We start from the raw sequence: 17,590 nt of genomic DNA, 5'->3' as shown, positions 1-17,590 counted from the left end.
TCGCAGGTTTCTGGCCGCCGCATCCGTAGAAAACGGGGTGCGCGCCGTCGCCAAGGGTACAACAGTCCTACTCCAGACCAATCCATGACGTTCCGTTCGGTAGTGTCAGTGACGGCGGTCGCAATGTTCGCGAGTCTGACCGCCTGCTCGAAGAGCTCCGCCAGCAAGCAGCCCGATTCTTCGGCTGGCTCGGTCGCCGCGGGCACCGCGGGCGCCGCGACCAAGGCTTCCGACTCGACATCGCGCAGCGCGCCCGCCGGCGCCTCCGGAGGGACGACGGAGAAGGCGACGGATCCGCTGCCGTCGAATCACATGGGACGCATTCCCGTGCTCGAGTACCACGTCATCGGCGGCACGCAGAACGCGCTGTACACGCGCACGGTCGAGAGCTTCAAGGCGGATCTCGAGGACGTGTACAAGCGCGGCTACCGCCCGATCACGATCGCCGAAATGCTCGACAAGAACTGGAGCGACGTGCCGGACGGCATGTCGCCGGTGGTCTTCGTGTTCGACGACGCGTCGCCATCACAATTCTCATATATCGCCGGAGCGAACGGCCAGCTGACGATCGATCCGAATTCCGCGATCGGCATCTGGGAAGATTTCGCGAAGACGCATCCGGGGTGGAAGAATCGCGGCACGTTCTGCATGCTGAACGGGGCCGCCGCGGGTCACAACTTCTTCGGCGACAATCCGAAATACGGCGGCCAGCAGAAGGCGTGGCGGTTCCAGAAAGTGAAGTGGCTCGCCGATCAAGGCTTCGAGCTCTGCGACCACACGGTGTGGCACATGAAGCTGAATCAGTATCCCGACGACAAGGTGCAGGCGCAGATCGCGGGCAACATGGTGGCGATCGACTCGGCGGTGCCGGGCTACAAGATTCGCACGCTGGCGCTGCCGTACGGGCTGTGGCCGAAGAACAAGCAGCTCGCGTGGCAGGGCACGTGGACGGACCCCAAGACCGGGCAGGCGCATCCCTACCACTTCGATGCGGTCCTCGAGGTCAGCGGCGGTCCGACGCTCAGCCCCTACGATCCGAAGTTCGATCCGCACCACATCACGCGCATCGAAGCGATCGGGAACGACATTCACACCGTTCTCGATGGCCTCGACAAGAACAAAACGCGATTCGTGAAGTGACTCAGCCGGCGAACGCTTTCACGAACTGATCGAGCTCCGCGACGTTCAAGTCCGACACCGCCCAATATTCGGTGCCGTCGGCGCTCCATTCGATCAAGTGATACCCATTGGCCGAGTCGGTGCGACGCTCCGGTCGTTCCGGCGACGGCCATTCGTACACGTTGATCACGTGCTGCCGCCGCGCGTAAACAATGACCGGCACCGCTCGGCCCCGCACGTAATCCAACCGCCCGCCGATCAACGCAAAGCCGGCCGCTGACAGATCCGGAACCGCGGGCGACATGTCGACGCGCCCGTTGAACCACGGCTTCACATTATGCTGATTCGACGACACGACGTCGGTGAGATGGCCGGGCATGAGCGAACGAATGTGTGAGGCGACCAGTTCGCTCGATACAGACGGAGACGTGCCCCCACCCGCCCCACCGCGCATGATCGCGAAGGTTGCCGCGCTGCTCGCGACAGCGATCACGAGACAGGCCGCGATGATGCCGCGCCACGGCAGGCGCGCGCTCGTCTCCGCGCTCGACACAGCCTCCAGTCGCGCAACGTCGGCGCGCAGTCGCGCCTTCAACACATCGGGAGCGGCGTAGCGCACCAGGTGCTCCTTCACTTGCGTGCGAAGGTGCACGAGCGACGCGTGTTCGCGCTCGCACACCGCGCAAGTCGCGAGATGCGCCTCGCTTTCGCGACGCTCGTCGGGCGTGAGCTCATCATCCAGGTACGCATCCAGCGCCTCTCGGCAGTGATCGCAGCGCATGTCAGCTCGCCTCCTGCGCGTCGTCGCCAAGTTGAGCGGCGAGGCGCTTGCGGGCGCGGGCGAGTCGGGACATCACGGTGCCGATCGGAACGCCAACGACCTCGCTGATTTCCTTGTAGGACAATTCCTGAATCTCGCGCAGCACGATCACCTCTCGAAACTCGACGGGAAGCGCTTCCACCGCGCGCGCGATGCGACGCCGCTCCGAGCGGCCGATCGCGAGCGCGTCGGTCTCGCTGTCACCGGCAATCGTCGCGAGATCGACGTCCGGCGCCGCATTGCGATGCCGGCGATGCCAATCCGCCGCGCAGTTGCGAACGATCGACAGCAACCACGCGCGCGAATCCCCGCCCGCGTAGCCGTCGATATAGCGCAGCGCACGCAGCACGGCCTCCTGCACGACGTCCTGCGCGTCATGCTCGTCGCGCAGCAGATAGCGCGCGAGCGTGTACGCATCGTCGAGATGCGGCAGCACCACCCGATCGAAGCGTTGGACGTCGAGCTGAGTCATGGAGTCGAAGAACGAACGAGTCGCCGGCGAGATGCCGCCCGCGGAGAGCCAGACCCGGAGACGAACGACTTTATTCCCCGGGGAATATGCGTCATTCGGTTCCCGTCAGGAGATCGGCTCCCAACCAGAGACGATTCATGACAGACGATTCCCGCAAGTCCGGCGACTACATCACCGCGGAGAGCGATGACGGCATCGACCGCCGTGGTTTTCTCAAATGCATGGCGTGGGCTGGTACGGCTACGGTGTGGGGCATGGCGGCCGGCGTGCCGACGTCCATTCCGCTGCATCGGCTTCCGCTGCTGACCGACACGCAGCGCAAGAGCATCTTCTTCGCGCAGATCAGCGACAGCCACATCGGCTTCAGCAAGGAAGCCAACAAGGACGTGACCGCAACGCTTGGCGACGCGGTCGCGAAGCTCAATGCGCTGCCGCAAAGCCCCGCGTTCGTCTTACACACCGGCGACATCACGCAGCTCGCCAAACCTGGCGAGTTCGACACCGCGGACCAGGTGCTCAAAGGCGTGAAGACGGAGCGCATCTTCTACGTCCCGGGCGAGCACGACGTCGCGACCGACAACGGCGCGTCGTACCTGCAACGCTATGGCAAGAAGACTTCGGGCGGCGGCTGGTACAGCTTCGATCACTCCGGCGTGCATTTCATCGGCCTCGTCAACGTCCTGAACCTGAAAGCGGGCGGCCTCGGCGCGCTCGGCCCCGAGCAGATCGCGTGGCTCAAACGCGATGTATCAGCATTATCTAATAGTACCCCAATAGTACTATTTGCTCATATTCCCCACTGGACGGTGTACCCGGATTGGGGGTGGGGCACCGACGATTCCGAACAGGCGCTCGCGCTCCTCAAGCGCTTCGGTTCCGTCACGGTGCTCAACGGGCACATTCACCAGATCATGCAGAAAGTGGAAGGACACATCGCATTTCATACCGCGATGTCCACCGCGTTCCCGCAGCCTGCGCCAGGCACGGCCCCGGCGCCGGGACCGATGACGGTCGATCCACAAAAACTCAAGAGCGTGCTCGGCATCGCCAACGTCACGTTCATTCCGAACCGCGGATCGCTCGCGATCGTGGATGCGACACTCTCGGGCGAGCCGCCCGCCTTCGAGGCCGCGTCGCACGATGCGATGATGCAACGCCAACGGACGCGGCGCACGACGCCGCTGGCGGCGAATCAGATCGGCATCGACAACTTCCAGTTCACGCCGGCCGAGCTGCACGTCGCGCGCGGCACGTCGGTCACGTGGATCAACAACGATGACGTGCCGCACCTGATCGTGAACGTCGAACGGAAGTTCAGGCAATCGGGAGTGCTGGACACCGATCAGCGATTCAGCGCCACGCTCGCGGCGCCCGGCACGTATCACTATTTCTGCTCGCTGCACCCGAAGATGCAGGGGCGCATCGTCGTGACGTGACCGGGCACACAGTCCGCGCTCCATCAAAGATGCCCGGCGGCGCGCAGCCACTCGATCGTTCCGGCGATCGTCGCTCGCGCGCCGCGAAACGTCATGCCAAGCTCGCGGCGGGCCTTGCTGTTGTCCATGAACCAATACCGTGTGGCATACAGCGCGACGGTCGGGTTGAATGGCAGCGGGGCTCGTACTCGCAGGGCCGCGCGCGATACGACTCGAATGAGGCCGTTCGGCACCGACACGATCGGTGCCCGGCGGCCGATCAGCTCCAACACGAGCTCGGCCAACTCGCGAATCGTCAGATTGTCGCCGCCGAGGATGTAGCGCTCGCCGGAGCGGCCGTGATGCAGCGCCGCGATGATGCCGAGCGCAACGTCCTCGACGTGCACCACGCTCGTTCCACCGCGGCACACCAGCACGGGCGTCGATCGCGCGAAGTCGAGCAGATTCGCCGCTGTTCCGAGCGCGGTGTCGCCCGGCCCATACACCTCGGCTGGATTGACGATGACGACCCACAACCCTTCGCGCGCCGCCGACAACGCCTTGAGCTCCGCGCGATGTTTGGCATGCGCGTAGCGCAGTGAGTCATCCGTCAGCGCAAACGATGTGCGCTCGTCAAAGACGCGCGGCGTGTCCGAGGCATTGATCGCCGCCGTGCTCGACACGAAGACGACACGATGATCGTGAAGCGCCTGCGCGGCGCTCAGCACGTTCGCCGTGCCGGTCTCGATCACCGCGGTGAGCGTTGCGGGTTGATCGGCATCCCATCCGCCGGGCGCGGCGAGATGAATCGTCGCGTCACAGCCGGCCATCGCCGCGCGCAGCGACGCGCGATCGCGAACGTCGCCGAATGCGCGCTCGAACGGCAGGTCGTCGATGCGATCCGTGCGGCTCGTCTGCCGAAGCAGACACCGTACATGATGCCCATCGTTCACGAGCCGGCGCACGACCGCTGACCCTATGAACCCGTTGCCGCCGGTGACGAACACGCGCATCGCCGCGCCGCCGGTCACGTCGCGATCAAGCGTGCCAGCGCGTTGGTGACGTCGTCGATCTGCTCGCGAGTGTGATGCGCGTTGAGCATGAAACGCAGGCGGCTGTGTCCCGGACTGATCGCGGGGAACATGATGGCATCCACATGAAAGCCGGCCTCACGCAACCCTGAAGCGATTCGCACACAGCGTTCGTCGTCGCCGACGTGCACCGGTACGATCGGCGTCGCGTTCGAGAGCGCGGGAATGCCGTGCGCGCCAAGCCGCGCCAAAAAATACTCCTGGTTCTTCCACAAACACTCGCGCCGCTGCGGCTCGTCGGTGACCATGTCGATCGCCTCGAGGAGCGCGGCGGCCTGGTCGGGCGGAAGCGTCGACGTGAAGCCGAACCCCGACGCGCCGAACCGTAGAATCTCCGTGATGTACGATTCGCTCGCGATGAAGCCGCCGATGCAGCCGTACGCCTTGCTCAGCGTACCCATGTGAATGATGCGTGGACTTTCGATATCGAAGTATTCCGCGGTTCCCGCGCCGGTTGGGCCGAGTATGCCGGTGCCGTGCGCGTCGTCGATGTAGACCACGGCATCGTATCGCTCGGCAAGCGTCATCATGGCGGGCAGCGGTACGATGTCGCCGTGCTGGCTGAATACGCCGTCGGTGACGATGATGCGGATCGACGCCGTCGACGCACGCAGCTTGTCCTCGAGATCGTTCATGTCGAGGTGCTTGTACGCGAACGACGGCGCCCCCGACGCACGAATCCCTTCACGAATGCTCATGTGATTGAACTCATCCGTGAAGAACGCGTGCTTCCAGTTCATCGGCGGCGAGTAGCCGAACGCACGCGCCAGGTTCGCGGTCTTCGCGAGTGTCGGGAGCACGCTGAGGTTCGTGAGATAGCCGGTGGCGAAGAGGAGCGCCGACTCTTTTCGCTTGATGCCGGCAAGTCTCGCCTCCAGACGATCGTACAGCTCGAGATTGCCGCCCAACAGGCGCGACTCGCAATTGCCGACGCCGTAGCGGTCGATCGCGTCGTGGGCGCGCGCCTTGAGACGCTCGCTCGTCGCCAGGGCGAGATAATTGTTGGTGCTGAACGAGACGAGCGTGCGGCCATCGGCGCGAAACGCCGGATCGGGCAGCGTCGCCGGCACCAGCTCGTCGCGACGCGTGCCGCGCCGCGCCATCCATGCCGCTACGTCCTGGAGATCGCGCATGCGTAGTGTCTCAGGATGTGAATCGACGCGCCACGAGCACGGCGTTCATTCCGCCGAACCCGAACGAATTCGACATGACGACGTCCGCCTTCGCTCGGCGCGCGACGTTCGCCACGTAGTCCAGGTCGCACTCGGGATCGGGGACGTCGAGGTGCGCCGTCGGTGGCAGCACGCCGCGCTGAATCGCGGAGAGCGCCGCGAGCAGTTCGACGGCGCCCGTCGCACCCATGAGATGTCCGTGAACTCCTTTCGTCGATGAAACCGGCAGGGAGCGCGCGCGATCGCCGAAGACGTGTTTGATCGCCTGAGTCTCCACGACGTCGCCGACGGCGGTCGCGGTGCCGTGCGCATTCACGTAGTCGACGTCCTCCGGCGAAAGCTCTGCATCCGTCAAGGCCGCGCGCATCGCGCGCGCTTGGCCCTCGGCGTTCGGTTTCGAGATGTGGCTCGCATCCGCGGCGTTACCATAGCCCGCGAGCTCGGCATAAATCGTGGCGCCGCGCGCGAGCGCGCGATCTTCGCGCTCCAACACGATGGCGGCGGCGCCTTCGCTCAATACAATTCCCGTTCGATTCTTCGAGAACGGCTTGCAGCTTTTCGCGGGATCGTTCGCGTCGGCGTGCGCGAGTGCCTGCATCGCATCCCACGCGCGAAGATTGCCGTTCGTGACCAGCGCTTCCGATCCACCGGCGACGATTGCATCGGCAAAGCCGTGCTTGATCGCACGGTACGCTTCTCCGATCGCCGCGGAAGACGATGAGCACGCGGTCGACACGTTGAGCACCGGACCGCGCAATCCGTTCGCGATCGAGATCTGGCCGGCCGCCGCATTGTTCATCGCCAACACCACGCTCGTCGGACGCACGCGTCCCTTGCCCGCGTACAACTCGCGATACGAGTCTTCGATCGACGCCGCGCCGCCGAGTCCCGTTCCCCAGTACACACCGGTGCGAACCGCATCGTCGTCGGTCGACTGCAAGGTTGCATCGTCGATCGCCTGACGCGCCGCGACGAGCGCGAGCTGCGTCGCGCGGTCGAGCTGCGAGAGCTGGTGCGGCGCCCAGAATTTCGACGCATCGAAGTCGACGCGGCCCGCCACGAGCGGTGCCGCACCCAAGTACACCTCCGGTGTCACCGGCCGAATGCCCGAGCGCGCCGACGCGAGCCCATCGAAATACTCATCGATGGATTGTCCGACTGGGCTGATCACGCCCACGCCCGTGATGACGACGCGATGCACCACGACACCTCAGGACGTCGCGGCCGGGCGTGCAGCGATCAGTCCGTCGACGACATCGGCGAGCTCGCGCAAGGTCTTCACGTGCGTCACCGATTCCTGTGGAATGGACAAGCCGAACTGATCTTCGAGCTCGAACAGAAATTCGAGGAAACCGAGCGAATCGATACCGAGCTTGTCGACGGGCGCGTTCTCGTCGATCGCGTCCGCATCGCCGCCGAACTGCTTCGCGGCAAGGTCCTTGATGGTGTGTAGAGTGTCCATGGTCTACGTCGCTGCGGGCGGGTTGAGTGGGAGGATCAGCGATATCATACACTCCGAACACGCCCCATCGCGGCATCCCCGCACAAACTTCCCTTTGTGATCCGTTCATGAACCCCTTCGCCCGCGGCGTGATGCTCCTCACCGCCCTCGTGCTGGCCCTTCCGGCCATCGCGCGCGGCCAGGCCAGCCCCGTGGGCTTGTGGAGCACGATCGACGACGACGACCACCGGCCCACCGCCGTCGTCGAAATTCAGCAGGCCGGCGACGAATTGGTGGGCGTCGTTCGCGCGCTGCTCGTTCCGGCAACGCACGACGACAGCATCTGCGGCAAATGCTCGGACGAGCGGCGTGGGCAGCGCATCGTCGGCATGGAGATTCTGCGCCACATGCACCGCGACGGCGATTCCGGAAATACCTGGAGCGGCGGCGAGATTCTCGACCCCGAAAACGGCAAGACCTACAAGGCGAAAATGACGCTGGAGGATGGCGGCCAAAAGCTGGTCGTCCGCGGATACATCGGGATCTCACTGTTCGGCCGTTCGCAGACGTGGATGCGACGGTAGACAGTCGACCATCGCATCCGCCGCCTTGGCTGTTCGGCATCGTGTCCATGCCGTACGGCGCGTTCAACGGACTCGCCGCGGTCGCCGTCCCGTATCTGCTTCGCAAACAAGGGCTGAGCGTCGATCGAATCGCGTCGATCGGCGCCATGATCCAGCTGCCGGCGATCTGGTACTTTCTCTGGGCGCCGGCGATCGATCTCAAGCTGCGACGTCGCACATGGATCATCCTGCTCGCCATGACGAGCGGCGCCTGCGCCGCGTTCGCACTGACGCGGGTAACGGCAGGCGCGATCGGTGTGCTCACCGGACTGTTCATCGCCGCGTCCGCGCTCAATCAGCCGGTGTCGAGCGCTGTCGGCGGATTGGTCGCCGCTGTCGTGCCAAGCGCCCTCCGCGGACGAACGGGCGGATGGTCGCAAGCTGGAATACTGCTCGGCGGTATTGCGGCGGGCGGCCTCTCGGTTTGGCTTGCTGATCGTGCGAGCCTACTGGTAGTAGCCGGCGTCGCCGCCGTACTTGTCGGGCTCCCATCCCTCGCCGCCCTCGCGATCGATGAACCGATCGGTGCGCGACACATCATGCGCGCTCAGCCGAAACGAATGGCGCGTGAGCTGTGGACAGTCCTCAAACAGCGGCGCGTGTGGGCGGGATTTCTTTTCTTTCTCAGTCCCATCGGCGCCAGCGCGTTGATGAACCTGTTCACGGCCGTCGCCGGAGATTTTCACGCGTCTCCGAACGTCGTTGTGTCGGTCGTTGCGATCGCCGGGGTGCTCACGCCGGCGGGCGCGCTGATCGGCGGCTACCTCTGCGACCGATTCAACCGCTGGCTGATGTACCCGGTCGGCGGGCTGCTCGCCGCGGCGAGCGCCGGCGGCATGCTGCTCGCGCCACTCTCACCATGGACGTACGCGTTTGGCGCCGCCGCATACGCGCTCGCGACGGGCTTCTGCTACGCGACGTTCATGTCGCTCGCGCTCGAGTTGCTGGGAGCCGGGGCGTCGACGAGCGGGACGCAGTTCACACTGTTCATGGCGGCGGTGAACGTTCCGGTCGCCTACATGCTACGCCTCGATGGACTCGGCCACGCTCATTTCGGCGCTCGCGGAATGCTCGCCGTCGATGCGGGCGCGAACGCCGCCTTCGGTTTGGCTTTCCTCATTGTGTTGTCGATCATCCGCCCGCGCTCGTATACCGCCGAAGCGCCACCCGCCACACCGCACGGCTGACGCCAAGCGCGATGGCCGCGACGACGAGACATGCGGCCGCGGTGACCGGCGACAATCGCCCGACGAGCGCCGCCGCCGGAATGGTCGTCGTCCACGCGACCGGCAGAATGAACAAGAACACGACGCGCAATGCCGTCGGGTATGCCGACGCGGGATAGCGCGCCGCCTCGAACAAGGCATCGAACACGGTCGACAGATTCTCCACTGCGACGAACCAGAACGCCAGCGACATCAACGTCAGCCACACGCCGTAGAGAATCGCGATCGCGGCGGCGAACATCACGAGGAACACGCTCAGCTCGGCGATGCTGATGGTCCGACCCAGCCGATGCATCGCGTAGATCGACAAGGCGAAGCCCGCGATCACGTCCGTGACGCGCCACAAATCGAGCTCGCGAAAACTCAAATAGAGTTGCGTATCGATTGGGCGCAGCAACAGCAGATCGAGCGAGCCATGTCGCACCTCGTCGGGTAAACTGCCAATCCCGGGACGCAACCAGCCCTCGACCACACCGACGAGCGCATTGAAGACGCCGAGCAGCACCGCTGTTTCCCAGAAGCTCCAGCCGCCGACGACGCTCGTGTGTTCGTAGAAGATGCTGACGGTGAACACCGCCATCAGCAGCCAGAAAGCCGCCCCGAGCGAGCTCGCGACGAAGTTCGCTCGATATTGCAGCTCGCGCGCGGCGTTGAGCTCGATCAGCGCGCGAAACGCGCCGGTGAGATTCGACGATTTAGCCACCGACGGCCCCGTATCGTTTGAGACCGTTCCGCCAGACGACGCGATAGATCACGAACCACGCGGCGAGCCACGCGAGTTGCCCGGCGAAGCCGCGCGCGATGTGATTCTCCCATCCACCGGTTCCGGTAAGCAGCGACACCGGAAACGCAATCGCGTACGGGAACCAGAGCAGCGTCGAGAGTCGCTCGACCCAGTGCGGCAAGAGATCGATCGGCGCAAGCTGACCCGACAGAAATACGCCGATCGCCAATTGCAGCTCGACGATGGCATACGCGCGCGTCGTCCAGAATGCGAGCAAACCAACGGCAAATCCGTTGAAGAACCGAATGCCTGCGCCGAGAATCACAGCGATGGCGGTGAGCGCCCATCGCCCGGGCGCGACGGGCACACGCACCGTCGGCCACACGAGCGCGGTGAGCAACCACACCACGATGACGATCGTACCGACGCGCGCCTTGTACGCGATGTTGTCGGCGACCGATTCGTGAATCGGCGCCACCGGCCGCGCGAGTCGATGATTCATTTCGCCGTCGGCGATCCAGTGGTCGATGTACCACGCGTCCCACGCTTGCGTCAGCTGATTGATCAGCGTGACGCCGAAGAAGTAGCGCGCGAAGGCAACCCGCGTATATCCGTCGACGTCGCCGCCGACGCTCGCGGCGACTGTCCACCACACGCCCAATGCAATGGCCGGTTCGGTGATACCCCACAGCAGCCACAACGCGATGTCGGCGCGGTATTGCAGGTCCACCATCCACGCCGCGCGGATGTACGCCGCATAGCGTCTCGGCCAGAGTGCGATGCCGCTCATTCGGGGGTCATCCCGTCGTCGCGAGCGTCGGCGAACGCCTGGCGAATGACGTCCTCGATTGGCGGGTCGTGAATTGACAGGTCGACCACGAGCCCCGACATCAGAATGCGCGCGCTCGCTCTGGCCGCCTCATCTCGCGGCACCTCGATCACGGCGGAGGGATGCTGAAACCGTTTCACTTCTCCAAAATGTGCGACAGCATCCAGCGTCGTCTCGGGACACAGCGTGAGCTCGAGTCGCTTCACCGGAACGGTGCGCGCCACGAGGTCGGACAGCGAGCCGTCGTAAACCAGGCGGCCGTCGTTGATCATCATCACGCGCTTCGCCAACGCGGTGACGTCGGCCATGTAGTGCGACGTGAGCAGGATCGTCGCGGTGTGACGCACGGCGTAGTCTTTCAGAAAGCCGCGCACCGCATCTTGCGCCGTGACGTCGAGGCCAAGCGTCGGCTCGTCGAGCAACACCAGCTCCGGCCGATGCAGCAACGCCGCGGCGAGCTCGCACTTCATGCGTTCGCCGAGCGAGAGATTGCGCACGGGACGATCGAGCAATTCGCCGATCTCCAGCATCTCGATCAAATCACGGCGCTGCTTTGCGTAGATCGCGTCGGGAATCGCGTAGATCGCGCGATTGAGACGAAACGTCTCCTCGACCGGCAGATCCCACAGCAGCTGCTGCTTGTTGCCGAGCACGAGCGAGATCCGGCACTTGAACGCCGCGCTGGCCGTCCACGGATTGAGGCCGGCGACTTCGATGGACCCGGATGTCGGATACAACAGGCCGGTGATCATCTTCAACGTCGTCGTCTTTCCGGCGCCGTTGGGGCCGAGGAACGCGACGACTTCGCCGCGCTCGATGGTAAACGTCAGCTTGTCGACGGCAATGACATCATCGTAGCGCGGCGCGACGATCGCGCGCAACGCACCACCGATACCGGGATCGCGAACCTTCACCCGGTAGTGCTTGCTGAGCTGTCTTGCCGTGATCACGTGATGGTGCCGCGGAAAGGACGTGCCGTTCGACCGAAAGACTTCTTAACCGCTCGATTCGCCTGGAGACGACACGGCCCGCGCAGTCTGCGCGGGCCGAAAACGTCTCGTGCCGATCGTGTTTGGCGGCCGGGCGAGCCCCGTCCGTCAATGCCTCGGCGTCAGTACCACCACTGCCCGAACGCGGGGTAGTTCACTTCCTGGTAGTTCAAGCGCCGCGGGTCGAGACTCCACTGCAGCTCGCGGTGTGCCTGGAAACTCTTGTTGCCCGCCATGACCGATTGATAGGCGCGACTCTGCGTCATCGCCTGGCCGTTTGCCCATGCCCGCTGCGGAATGGAAGCGCACGCGCCGAGCGCCCCTGCCGCCGCCAATGCGAGCCCGAGTCGAATCGCTGTTCTGATCGTCGAGCCACGTGTCGTCGACATTCTCTGCTCCTGGTTGCCGATGATGAAGGCCGAACGCCGAGGGTGGCGGCGCGAATTGTATGCACAATGCAGCATCAAGTGGACCGCGGCAAGTCTCGCCACCGGATTTCACGAACCGCGGATCGAGCGCACGGGATCGACGTGCCGCGCCGAGCCGCTGGTACGCTGAGTGCTTCATGAAGGCCTGCCATGACCAATACTCATTGTATCCCGAGCCGCTTACGGCAGGGCACGCTAGTGATGACCGCGATGCTGCTCGGGGCGTGCAGCATCTCGCAGCAACAGGAAGTGCAGCTCGGCCAGGAGCAGGCCGCGCAGGTGAGCCAGCAGCTCCCGATACTCAACGACCCCACGATCAACAGCTACGTGAACAGTCTCGGCCAGCAGATTGCGAGTCATACGTCGCGCGCCGACCTGCAATGGAGCTTCGCGGTCGTCAACACCGACGAGGTCAACGCGTTCGCGCTGCCGGGCGGGTTCATCTATGTGAACCGCGGCGTGCTCACCCGCGCGAGCAACGAGAGCGAGCTCGGGGCGGTGCTCGGCCACGAGATCGAACACGTCGTGCGCCGGCACTCGGTGAAGCAGATGGAGCAGATGCAGGGCGCAAACGTCGGCGCCGGCGTGCTCTGCGCGCTGACGAATGTCTGCAACTCCGGGCTCGCTCAGGCGGGCATTCAGGCGAGCGGTACGCTGCTGTTCGCGAAGTTCGGTCGCGACGACGAAGTGCAAGCCGACGAGGGCGGCTTCCAGAATGAGATCAACGCCGGTTTGAACCCGCGCGGCATGCTCACGTTCTTCGAGAAGCTGCTCGCCGAAGAGCAGCAGAGCAACGGCGGCGGTGCCACGGCGTCGTGGTTCTCCGACCACCCGGGTACGCAGGATCGTATCGCGGATGTTCAACGAATGCTCAATTCGACGTCGGCGGCCACGCTGAACCGGCTGCGCACGGATACGCAGGCGTTCGACAACATGAAGCGCCGGCTGGCTCAACTTCCGCCGCCGCCGCCTGCGCGCTGAGCGTCGTCAATGCGCAGCGGCGACGCCGAAGGCGCGTTCGACGTCGCCGCTGCGCTCTCGCGGCGCGAAGAGATAGTCGGATAGCTCGACGTCACCGTGTGTTTCGACGCGATCGAGGGGTTGCAAGCCGCCCGCGTGATTGATGCGGTACATCCGGTAGCCGAGCGATGTCATGACCTCCGTCACGGCGTCGGCTCGCTTGCGTCGCATGCGACCGTTCTCCGTCGTGTCGGAATACGTCGGAAGGATTTCGCACACGACCAGAGGCCGGTCTCGCGCGAGCGTTTGATGGAGTCCGCGCAGGACGTCGAGCTCCGCGCCTTCGACGTCGATCTTGAGAATGCCGATGGGCGGCGCTCCCGCCACCTGTAGCACCTCGTCGCCCGGCGCGACGATCGCAATGCGCGACGAGGTGTACTCCGACGCGTCGCGAAAGCCCGCGACGAGACTCGCCGCGGAATCGACGGGACCACCGGAGAACAATTGTAATACGCCATGCTGGTCGCTCAACCCGCATGGGATGATCGCCACGCTTCGTGCGTCGTTCAACGCCGCCATTCGCTCGACATAGAATACGCACAACGGATTGGGCTCGCACCCGATGTAGCGCCGCCCATCACTCAGGAGCAGGAACTTCATCAGCGTCTGACCAAGGTTGACGCCGACATCGAGAACCGCGCGCGAGTCCAGCGCGAGCAGCCGCTCCAGCAACGGAAGCATCCACGGTTCGGTGAGCCGGGAATTCCCAAGCCCCAGGCCATCGATGACCGGAACGCGAATCGACCGTCCGCGATAGCGCACGGAAAGCGACAGCGAAATCCGGCGCGCCAGCCGCGTGTCGCGGAGAGACCAGATGAGCCGCTCGACGAGCCGATTGGTCCGGACCTCGGAAGCGAGCGGCGTCGCGGTCTGCTGTTTCCTCATGACGCGCAGTCTACCGTGCGCAACGCCCGCCGCGCAACGCGTTGCCGAACGCGGTTCATCGCGCTCCGCGACAATCGGGAAAGCGCACGCCGGCAATGCGCGTCGTGTAGTTCGTCGCGCCCGCCTTGACGTAATCGCCCACGTACCAGATCGTGCAATCGTCACTCGGGTCGACCGCGGTTTGCGTGTAGTCCTCCCAGCGCAGCGTGTTCGTCTGCGGTGCTTCGCCGGAGGCGAGCACCATTTCGTGAAGTGACAACGTGCCGCGCGGATCGCCGGCACGTCGTCCCGCGAAGCGTTGCCCGACAAACGTCGTCGAATCGCCGAACGAGTAGCCGATGCCGATGTTGCCGCGGGCATCCATCGCCGGGCTGCCCAGCCAGCGAAAGCCCCCGTCGGGCGCGTACGTTCCCTGCTGATACAACGCCGGCAGTCGCCGCGCGTCGAGCCGGAATTCGTACCAGCGTACTCCGCCGCCCCCCGCGTGTGTATCGACCGAGTGCGCGGCCACGATCGATTCGTGTCCGCCAACGCGGCGATACACCACGCGCGCCATCAGCTTGTCGCCTTGCGCGTCCAACCGGCGTTCGACGCCCGGTTGAGGCACGCAATTCGTCAGCTGGCCATTACACAAATAGTGATAGGGCGCCACACGAACGTTGGTCGGGCCGCTCACTCGCGTGCGCGCCGCATCGTTCCAGTCGACGTGAAATGTCCAGGCGAGAATGACCGAGTCCTCCATCACTTTCGCGAGCTGCCGTCCGCCGGCCGCAAGCATGATGTTCGGAGCGCCGCGGGGCGGTGCGTTCATTCCGTCGACGTCGGCGTTGTTCAGGAAATTGACGCTGTCGATGACGACACACTGCTCGCGCGCCGGCGCGCCGATCAACATCTTCGCGCGCTCGACGACGCAGGCGTGTTTTTGTATGACCTCGTCGCCGGTGCTCGTCGGAACGTAGTAGCCGTCGGGCCAGACGGCGGGACGCGGATAATCGGGAAAAAGCGGGCGAATGAATTCGTAGCGATAGTATGGGCCGAACGGATCGTTGCCCGTGCTCACCGCGTAACACATGGCATATACGCCCGTCGTCGGCTGCGGCGGTCGCGCACGTCGCTGCGACGTATCGCGCGGCGTCGTGTCAGGCGGCGGCGGTGGCGGCGGTGGCGGCTCGTAGAGGCGAACCGCTGCACCAGGCTGACCCGCGACGCCCGGCAAACTCTCGCGCGATCCGTCACCGGCACGCGGCGCCCCGCGCGGATCCGACTGCTCGGCGATGCGCGAAAAGATCGGCATGACGATCAACCACCGCCCCGCCAGCTGATCGTACCGAACCACCGCGTCACCGTTGTTGCGCTGCTCGCATGGTCCGCCGAATTCACGAAACACGTTCCGCGTTTCCACCGGGCCGTACAACACGCGGCCCGTCGTGTCATATCGCGCACCTTTCTTCGTGAAGATCGCCATGCGCGTGTTCACGATCTGAACGATGTGATTGGGCCCGACCGCCACGGAGTTGTCCGACGGGTTGCGCAGCGCGGCGTTGCCCTGCGGTCCGGAGAATCCGCTGCCTAATCCATCGAAGCTTGCGACGACGCCGATCGGCGGACGCGTGCCCTGCTTCGTCTGTTCGACGTCGCGTTCAGCGCGATGTCTCGCGGCAGCGAACGCCATCGCCGGCGCCGCCAGGGCGCCGAATGCAACGAGTCGACGATTCATGCGGCAAATCGTAGAGCGAATGTACGCGGGATGAAAGGGTGGCGTGCCAATGCTGTACATGGCCGAAATCGTCGGACACTCGACATTGCGGCCATCGCTCGCGGCGGCGATGGTTCGGCATTACCGCTTCTGGAGAGCTTCATGTCTCACCGCCCGATCGTTCTCTCACTCGCACTTTGCGTACTGCTGCCATATGGCGCTCGCGCGCAGCACTTCACCAGCGCCGCCAAGATCACCCATTTACCCGCTCCGGTCGCGCTCGACTCCGCCGGCAGGTTTCAATCGACCATCGCGCGCGTCGGCGACGACGTCTTCGTCGGCGGACAGCCGACGGAACGCGCGCTGCGCGAGATGAAGGCGCAGGGCGTCACGACCGTCGTGAATCTGCGAACGCCCGAGGAAATGAAGCGCTCCGTGAACTTCGACGAAGCCGCGCTGGTCTCGCAGCTCGGCATGAAGTACGTCTATATCCCCATGCGTGGAAATTCCGAATTTCCGTATTCGCCGGACGCCGTGACGAAGTTCAGCAACGCCGTTCGCGAATCGAGCGGCAAGGTGCTCCTGCACTGCACGATCGGGTGGCGCGCATCACATCTCTGGGCGGCGTACCTGATCAAGGAACGCGGCATTCCAGTCGACGAAGCCCTCGCGAACGCCCGCGCCATCGGCCTCATGGACGAACACCGTATGGGCAACAACGGGCGGCAACCCGTCGAGGACCTCCTGGGTCGCGATCTTCCGACGCTCGGTCATCCGCACTCCTGATCGCATCTGGCGCGACTCGTCGGCTCGTCTTTATCATGCTTGCATGACTCTCGTCAGAATCGCGCTCGCGAATCTCGAGTACCCTGAATCGCCCGCTGCGTCGGTGGCATTGACGCAACGGGCGATTGCTCATGCGGCGACGGAGCGCGCCGACATCCTGTGTTTTCCTGAGTGCTACGTGCCTGGATACCGCACGGCGGACAGACAGCTTCCGCCGCCCGACGCGCAGTTTCTCGAGAGCGCGTGGCGTGACATCGCGTTAGCCGCCGGCGAAGCCAACGTCGCCGTGGTCCTCGGCACCGAACGCGTTGTCGACGGAACGGCGCGTATCGCCGCGCTCGTCATCAACCGCGACGGATCGATCGCCGGCTTTCAGGACAAGGTGCAGCTCGACCCTTCCGAAGAAGCCACATACGTGCCTGGCGCCGAGCGGCGTGTGTTCGAGTGCGGGCCATTGAAGTTTGGCATTTCAATTTGCCATGAAGGCTGGCGCTATCCGGAAACCGTCCGGTGGGCAGCTCGGCGCGGTGCACACGTGGTGTTTCATCCGCACTTCGGCGAGGCGGAAGCGAACAGCTATCGCCCGACCGCCTTCGCCGATCCCGCGAACACGTTTCATGAAAAGGCGATGCTGTGTCGCGCCGCGGAGAACACCTGTTATTTCGCGAGCGTGAACTGCGCGGGCGAGGGATCGCCCACCACGTCTGCCGTGGTGAGCCCCGACGGCAGCGTACTCGCGTGGCAACCCTACGGCGTTAGCGGACTGCTCATAGCGGACATCGAAACCGGCGCCGCGACGGGACTGCTTGCGAATCGCTGCCGAACGGCCTGACGGATCTTGCTCGAGACCGATG

The 17,590-nt window shown here is 64.6% G+C and carries 19 protein-coding genes; 7 read left to right on the top strand and 12 right to left on the bottom strand.

Features of this window, described 5'->3' with window-relative positions; translation table 11 throughout:
- Positions 1–84: 84 nt before the first annotated feature.
- Positions 85–1,140 (top strand): polysaccharide deacetylase family protein, encoded by a 1,056-nt coding sequence (locus VN706_14750; protein HXT16896.1) that lies wholly within the window; start codon positions 85–87, stop codon positions 1,138–1,140.
- A 1-nt stretch (position 1,141) separates the two neighbouring features.
- Here the strand turns inward: VN706_14750 and VN706_14745 are convergent, their stop codons facing one another.
- Together VN706_14745 and VN706_14740 are read right to left on the bottom strand one after the other, a co-directional pair.
- Positions 1,142–1,900, bottom strand: coding sequence for an anti-sigma factor (locus VN706_14745; GenBank protein HXT16895.1), 759 nt, complete (start codon positions 1,898–1,900; stop codon positions 1,142–1,144).
- 1 nt (position 1,901) lies between these two features.
- Positions 1,902–2,411, bottom strand: a complete 510-nt coding sequence (locus VN706_14740; protein HXT16894.1) for a sigma-70 family RNA polymerase sigma factor — start codon at positions 2,409–2,411, stop codon at positions 1,902–1,904.
- 137 nt (positions 2,412–2,548) lie between these two features.
- On the opposite strand from VN706_14740, the gene VN706_14735 reads away from it, so the two are divergent.
- Positions 2,549–3,847, top strand: coding sequence for a metallophosphoesterase (locus VN706_14735; protein HXT16893.1), 1,299 nt, complete (start codon positions 2,549–2,551; stop codon positions 3,845–3,847).
- Between the two features lie 23 nt (positions 3,848–3,870).
- Here the strand turns inward: VN706_14735 and VN706_14730 are convergent, their stop codons facing one another.
- From VN706_14730 to VN706_14715, 4 genes are read right to left on the bottom strand one after another with little or no spacing between them, the layout of a single operon-like run.
- Entirely contained in the window at positions 3,871–4,857 is a 987-nt protein-coding gene (locus tag VN706_14730; GenBank protein HXT16892.1) for an NAD-dependent epimerase/dehydratase family protein, read from the bottom strand.
- On the bottom strand, positions 4,854–6,050 hold the full coding sequence (locus tag VN706_14725) for an aminotransferase class I/II-fold pyridoxal phosphate-dependent enzyme (GenBank protein ID HXT16891.1): 1,197 nt from the start codon (positions 6,048–6,050) through the stop codon (positions 4,854–4,856). Before VN706_14725 ends, VN706_14730 begins: the two co-directional genes overlap by 4 nt.
- 10 nt (positions 6,051–6,060) lie before the next feature.
- Positions 6,061–7,290 (bottom strand): beta-ketoacyl-[acyl-carrier-protein] synthase family protein, encoded by a 1,230-nt coding sequence (locus VN706_14720; GenBank protein ID HXT16890.1) that lies wholly within the window; start codon positions 7,288–7,290, stop codon positions 6,061–6,063.
- Between the two features lie 9 nt (positions 7,291–7,299).
- Entirely contained in the window at positions 7,300–7,551 is a 252-nt protein-coding gene (locus VN706_14715) for a phosphopantetheine-binding protein (protein ID HXT16889.1), read from the bottom strand.
- A 107-nt stretch (positions 7,552–7,658) separates the two neighbouring features.
- Between VN706_14715 and VN706_14710 the strand changes: the two genes are divergently transcribed.
- Positions 7,659–8,114 (top strand): DUF2147 domain-containing protein, encoded by a 456-nt coding sequence (locus VN706_14710; protein ID HXT16888.1) that lies wholly within the window; start codon positions 7,659–7,661, stop codon positions 8,112–8,114.
- Positions 8,115–8,161: 47 nt separating this feature from the next.
- Positions 8,162–9,340, top strand: coding sequence for an MFS transporter (locus tag VN706_14705; GenBank protein HXT16887.1), 1,179 nt, complete (start codon positions 8,162–8,164; stop codon positions 9,338–9,340).
- Here the strand turns inward: VN706_14705 and VN706_14700 are convergent.
- From VN706_14700 to VN706_14685, 4 genes are all read right to left on the bottom strand, one after another.
- Positions 9,285–10,082, bottom strand: a complete 798-nt coding sequence (locus tag VN706_14700; GenBank protein ID HXT16886.1) for an ABC-2 family transporter protein — start codon at positions 10,080–10,082, stop codon at positions 9,285–9,287. The genes VN706_14705 and VN706_14700 overlap by 56 nt on opposite strands.
- Positions 10,075–10,893 (bottom strand): ABC-2 family transporter protein, encoded by an 819-nt coding sequence (locus VN706_14695; protein ID HXT16885.1) that lies wholly within the window; start codon positions 10,891–10,893, stop codon positions 10,075–10,077. Before VN706_14695 ends, VN706_14700 begins: the two co-directional genes overlap by 8 nt.
- A complete protein-coding gene (locus tag VN706_14690) occupies positions 10,890–11,882 on the bottom strand; it encodes an ATP-binding cassette domain-containing protein (GenBank protein HXT16884.1) in 993 nt (330 codons plus the stop codon). The genes VN706_14695 and VN706_14690 overlap by 4 nt, the downstream gene beginning before the upstream one ends.
- A gap of 161 nt (positions 11,883–12,043) precedes the next feature.
- Positions 12,044–12,310 carry a hypothetical protein gene (locus VN706_14685; protein HXT16883.1) on the bottom strand — a complete coding sequence of 89 codons (267 nt, stop codon included), beginning with the start codon at positions 12,308–12,310 and terminating at the stop codon, positions 12,044–12,046.
- 189 nt (positions 12,311–12,499) lie between these two features.
- Here VN706_14685 and VN706_14680 point away from each other — a divergent pair, with 189 nt between their 5' ends.
- Entirely contained in the window at positions 12,500–13,330 is an 831-nt protein-coding gene (locus VN706_14680) for a M48 family metallopeptidase (GenBank protein HXT16882.1), read from the top strand.
- A 6-nt stretch (positions 13,331–13,336) separates the two neighbouring features.
- On the opposite strand, the gene VN706_14675 is transcribed toward VN706_14680, so the two are convergent.
- Together VN706_14675 and VN706_14670 are read right to left on the bottom strand one after the other, a co-directional pair.
- Complete coding sequence (locus VN706_14675; protein ID HXT16881.1) at positions 13,337–14,254, bottom strand: FkbM family methyltransferase; 918 nt, start codon at positions 14,252–14,254, stop codon at positions 13,337–13,339.
- A 55-nt stretch (positions 14,255–14,309) separates the two neighbouring features.
- Positions 14,310–15,971: a hypothetical protein gene (locus tag VN706_14670; GenBank protein ID HXT16880.1), complete on the bottom strand. Its 1,662-nt coding sequence runs from the start codon at positions 15,969–15,971 to the stop codon at positions 14,310–14,312.
- 141 nt (positions 15,972–16,112) lie between these two features.
- Here VN706_14670 and VN706_14665 point away from each other — a divergent pair, with 141 nt between their 5' ends.
- Both VN706_14665 and VN706_14660 read left to right on the top strand, forming a co-directional pair.
- Entirely contained in the window at positions 16,113–16,736 is a 624-nt protein-coding gene (locus VN706_14665; GenBank protein ID HXT16879.1) for a sulfur transferase domain-containing protein, read from the top strand.
- Between the two features lie 43 nt (positions 16,737–16,779).
- Entirely contained in the window at positions 16,780–17,568 is a 789-nt protein-coding gene (locus VN706_14660; GenBank protein HXT16878.1) for a carbon-nitrogen hydrolase family protein, read from the top strand.
- Positions 17,569–17,590: the final 22 nt, after the last annotated feature.

The sequence above is a fragment of the Gemmatimonadaceae bacterium genome (genome assembly GCA_035606695.1).
GTDB lineage: Bacteria > Gemmatimonadota > Gemmatimonadetes > Gemmatimonadales > Gemmatimonadaceae > JAQBQB01.
Note: the sequence above shows the minus strand (reverse complement) of the source record. Positions and strands in the feature narration are given on the sequence as shown.

Excerpts from the sequence above, each read along its gene's own strand:
- VN706_14725 (HXT16891.1), bottom strand. The coding sequence starts at position 6,050 with ATGCGCGATCTCCAGGACGTAGCGGCATGGATGGCGCGGCGCGGCACG.
- VN706_14695 (HXT16885.1), bottom strand. The coding sequence starts at position 10,893 with ATGAGCGGCATCGCACTCTGGCCGAGACGCTATGCGGCGTACATCCGC.
- VN706_14705 (HXT16887.1), top strand. The coding sequence starts at position 8,162 with ATGCCGTACGGCGCGTTCAACGGACTCGCCGCGGTCGCCGTCCCGTAT.
- VN706_14670 (HXT16880.1), bottom strand. The coding sequence starts at position 15,971 with ATGAATCGTCGACTCGTTGCATTCGGCGCCCTGGCGGCGCCGGCGATG.
- VN706_14675 (HXT16881.1), bottom strand. The coding sequence starts at position 14,254 with ATGAGGAAACAGCAGACCGCGACGCCGCTCGCTTCCGAGGTCCGGACC.
- VN706_14685 (HXT16883.1), bottom strand. The coding sequence starts at position 12,310 with ATGTCGACGACACGTGGCTCGACGATCAGAACAGCGATTCGACTCGGG.
- VN706_14710 (HXT16888.1), top strand. The coding sequence starts at position 7,659 with ATGAACCCCTTCGCCCGCGGCGTGATGCTCCTCACCGCCCTCGTGCTG.
- VN706_14735 (HXT16893.1), top strand. The coding sequence starts at position 2,549 with ATGACAGACGATTCCCGCAAGTCCGGCGACTACATCACCGCGGAGAGC.
- VN706_14740 (HXT16894.1), bottom strand. The coding sequence starts at position 2,411 with ATGACTCAGCTCGACGTCCAACGCTTCGATCGGGTGGTGCTGCCGCAT.
- VN706_14750 (HXT16896.1), top strand. The coding sequence starts at position 85 with ATGACGTTCCGTTCGGTAGTGTCAGTGACGGCGGTCGCAATGTTCGCG.
- VN706_14665 (HXT16879.1), top strand. The coding sequence starts at position 16,113 with ATGTCTCACCGCCCGATCGTTCTCTCACTCGCACTTTGCGTACTGCTG.
- VN706_14660 (HXT16878.1), top strand. The coding sequence starts at position 16,780 with ATGACTCTCGTCAGAATCGCGCTCGCGAATCTCGAGTACCCTGAATCG.
- VN706_14715 (HXT16889.1), bottom strand. The coding sequence starts at position 7,551 with ATGGACACTCTACACACCATCAAGGACCTTGCCGCGAAGCAGTTCGGC.
- VN706_14745 (HXT16895.1), bottom strand. The coding sequence starts at position 1,900 with ATGCGCTGCGATCACTGCCGAGAGGCGCTGGATGCGTACCTGGATGAT.
- VN706_14680 (HXT16882.1), top strand. The coding sequence starts at position 12,500 with ATGACCAATACTCATTGTATCCCGAGCCGCTTACGGCAGGGCACGCTA.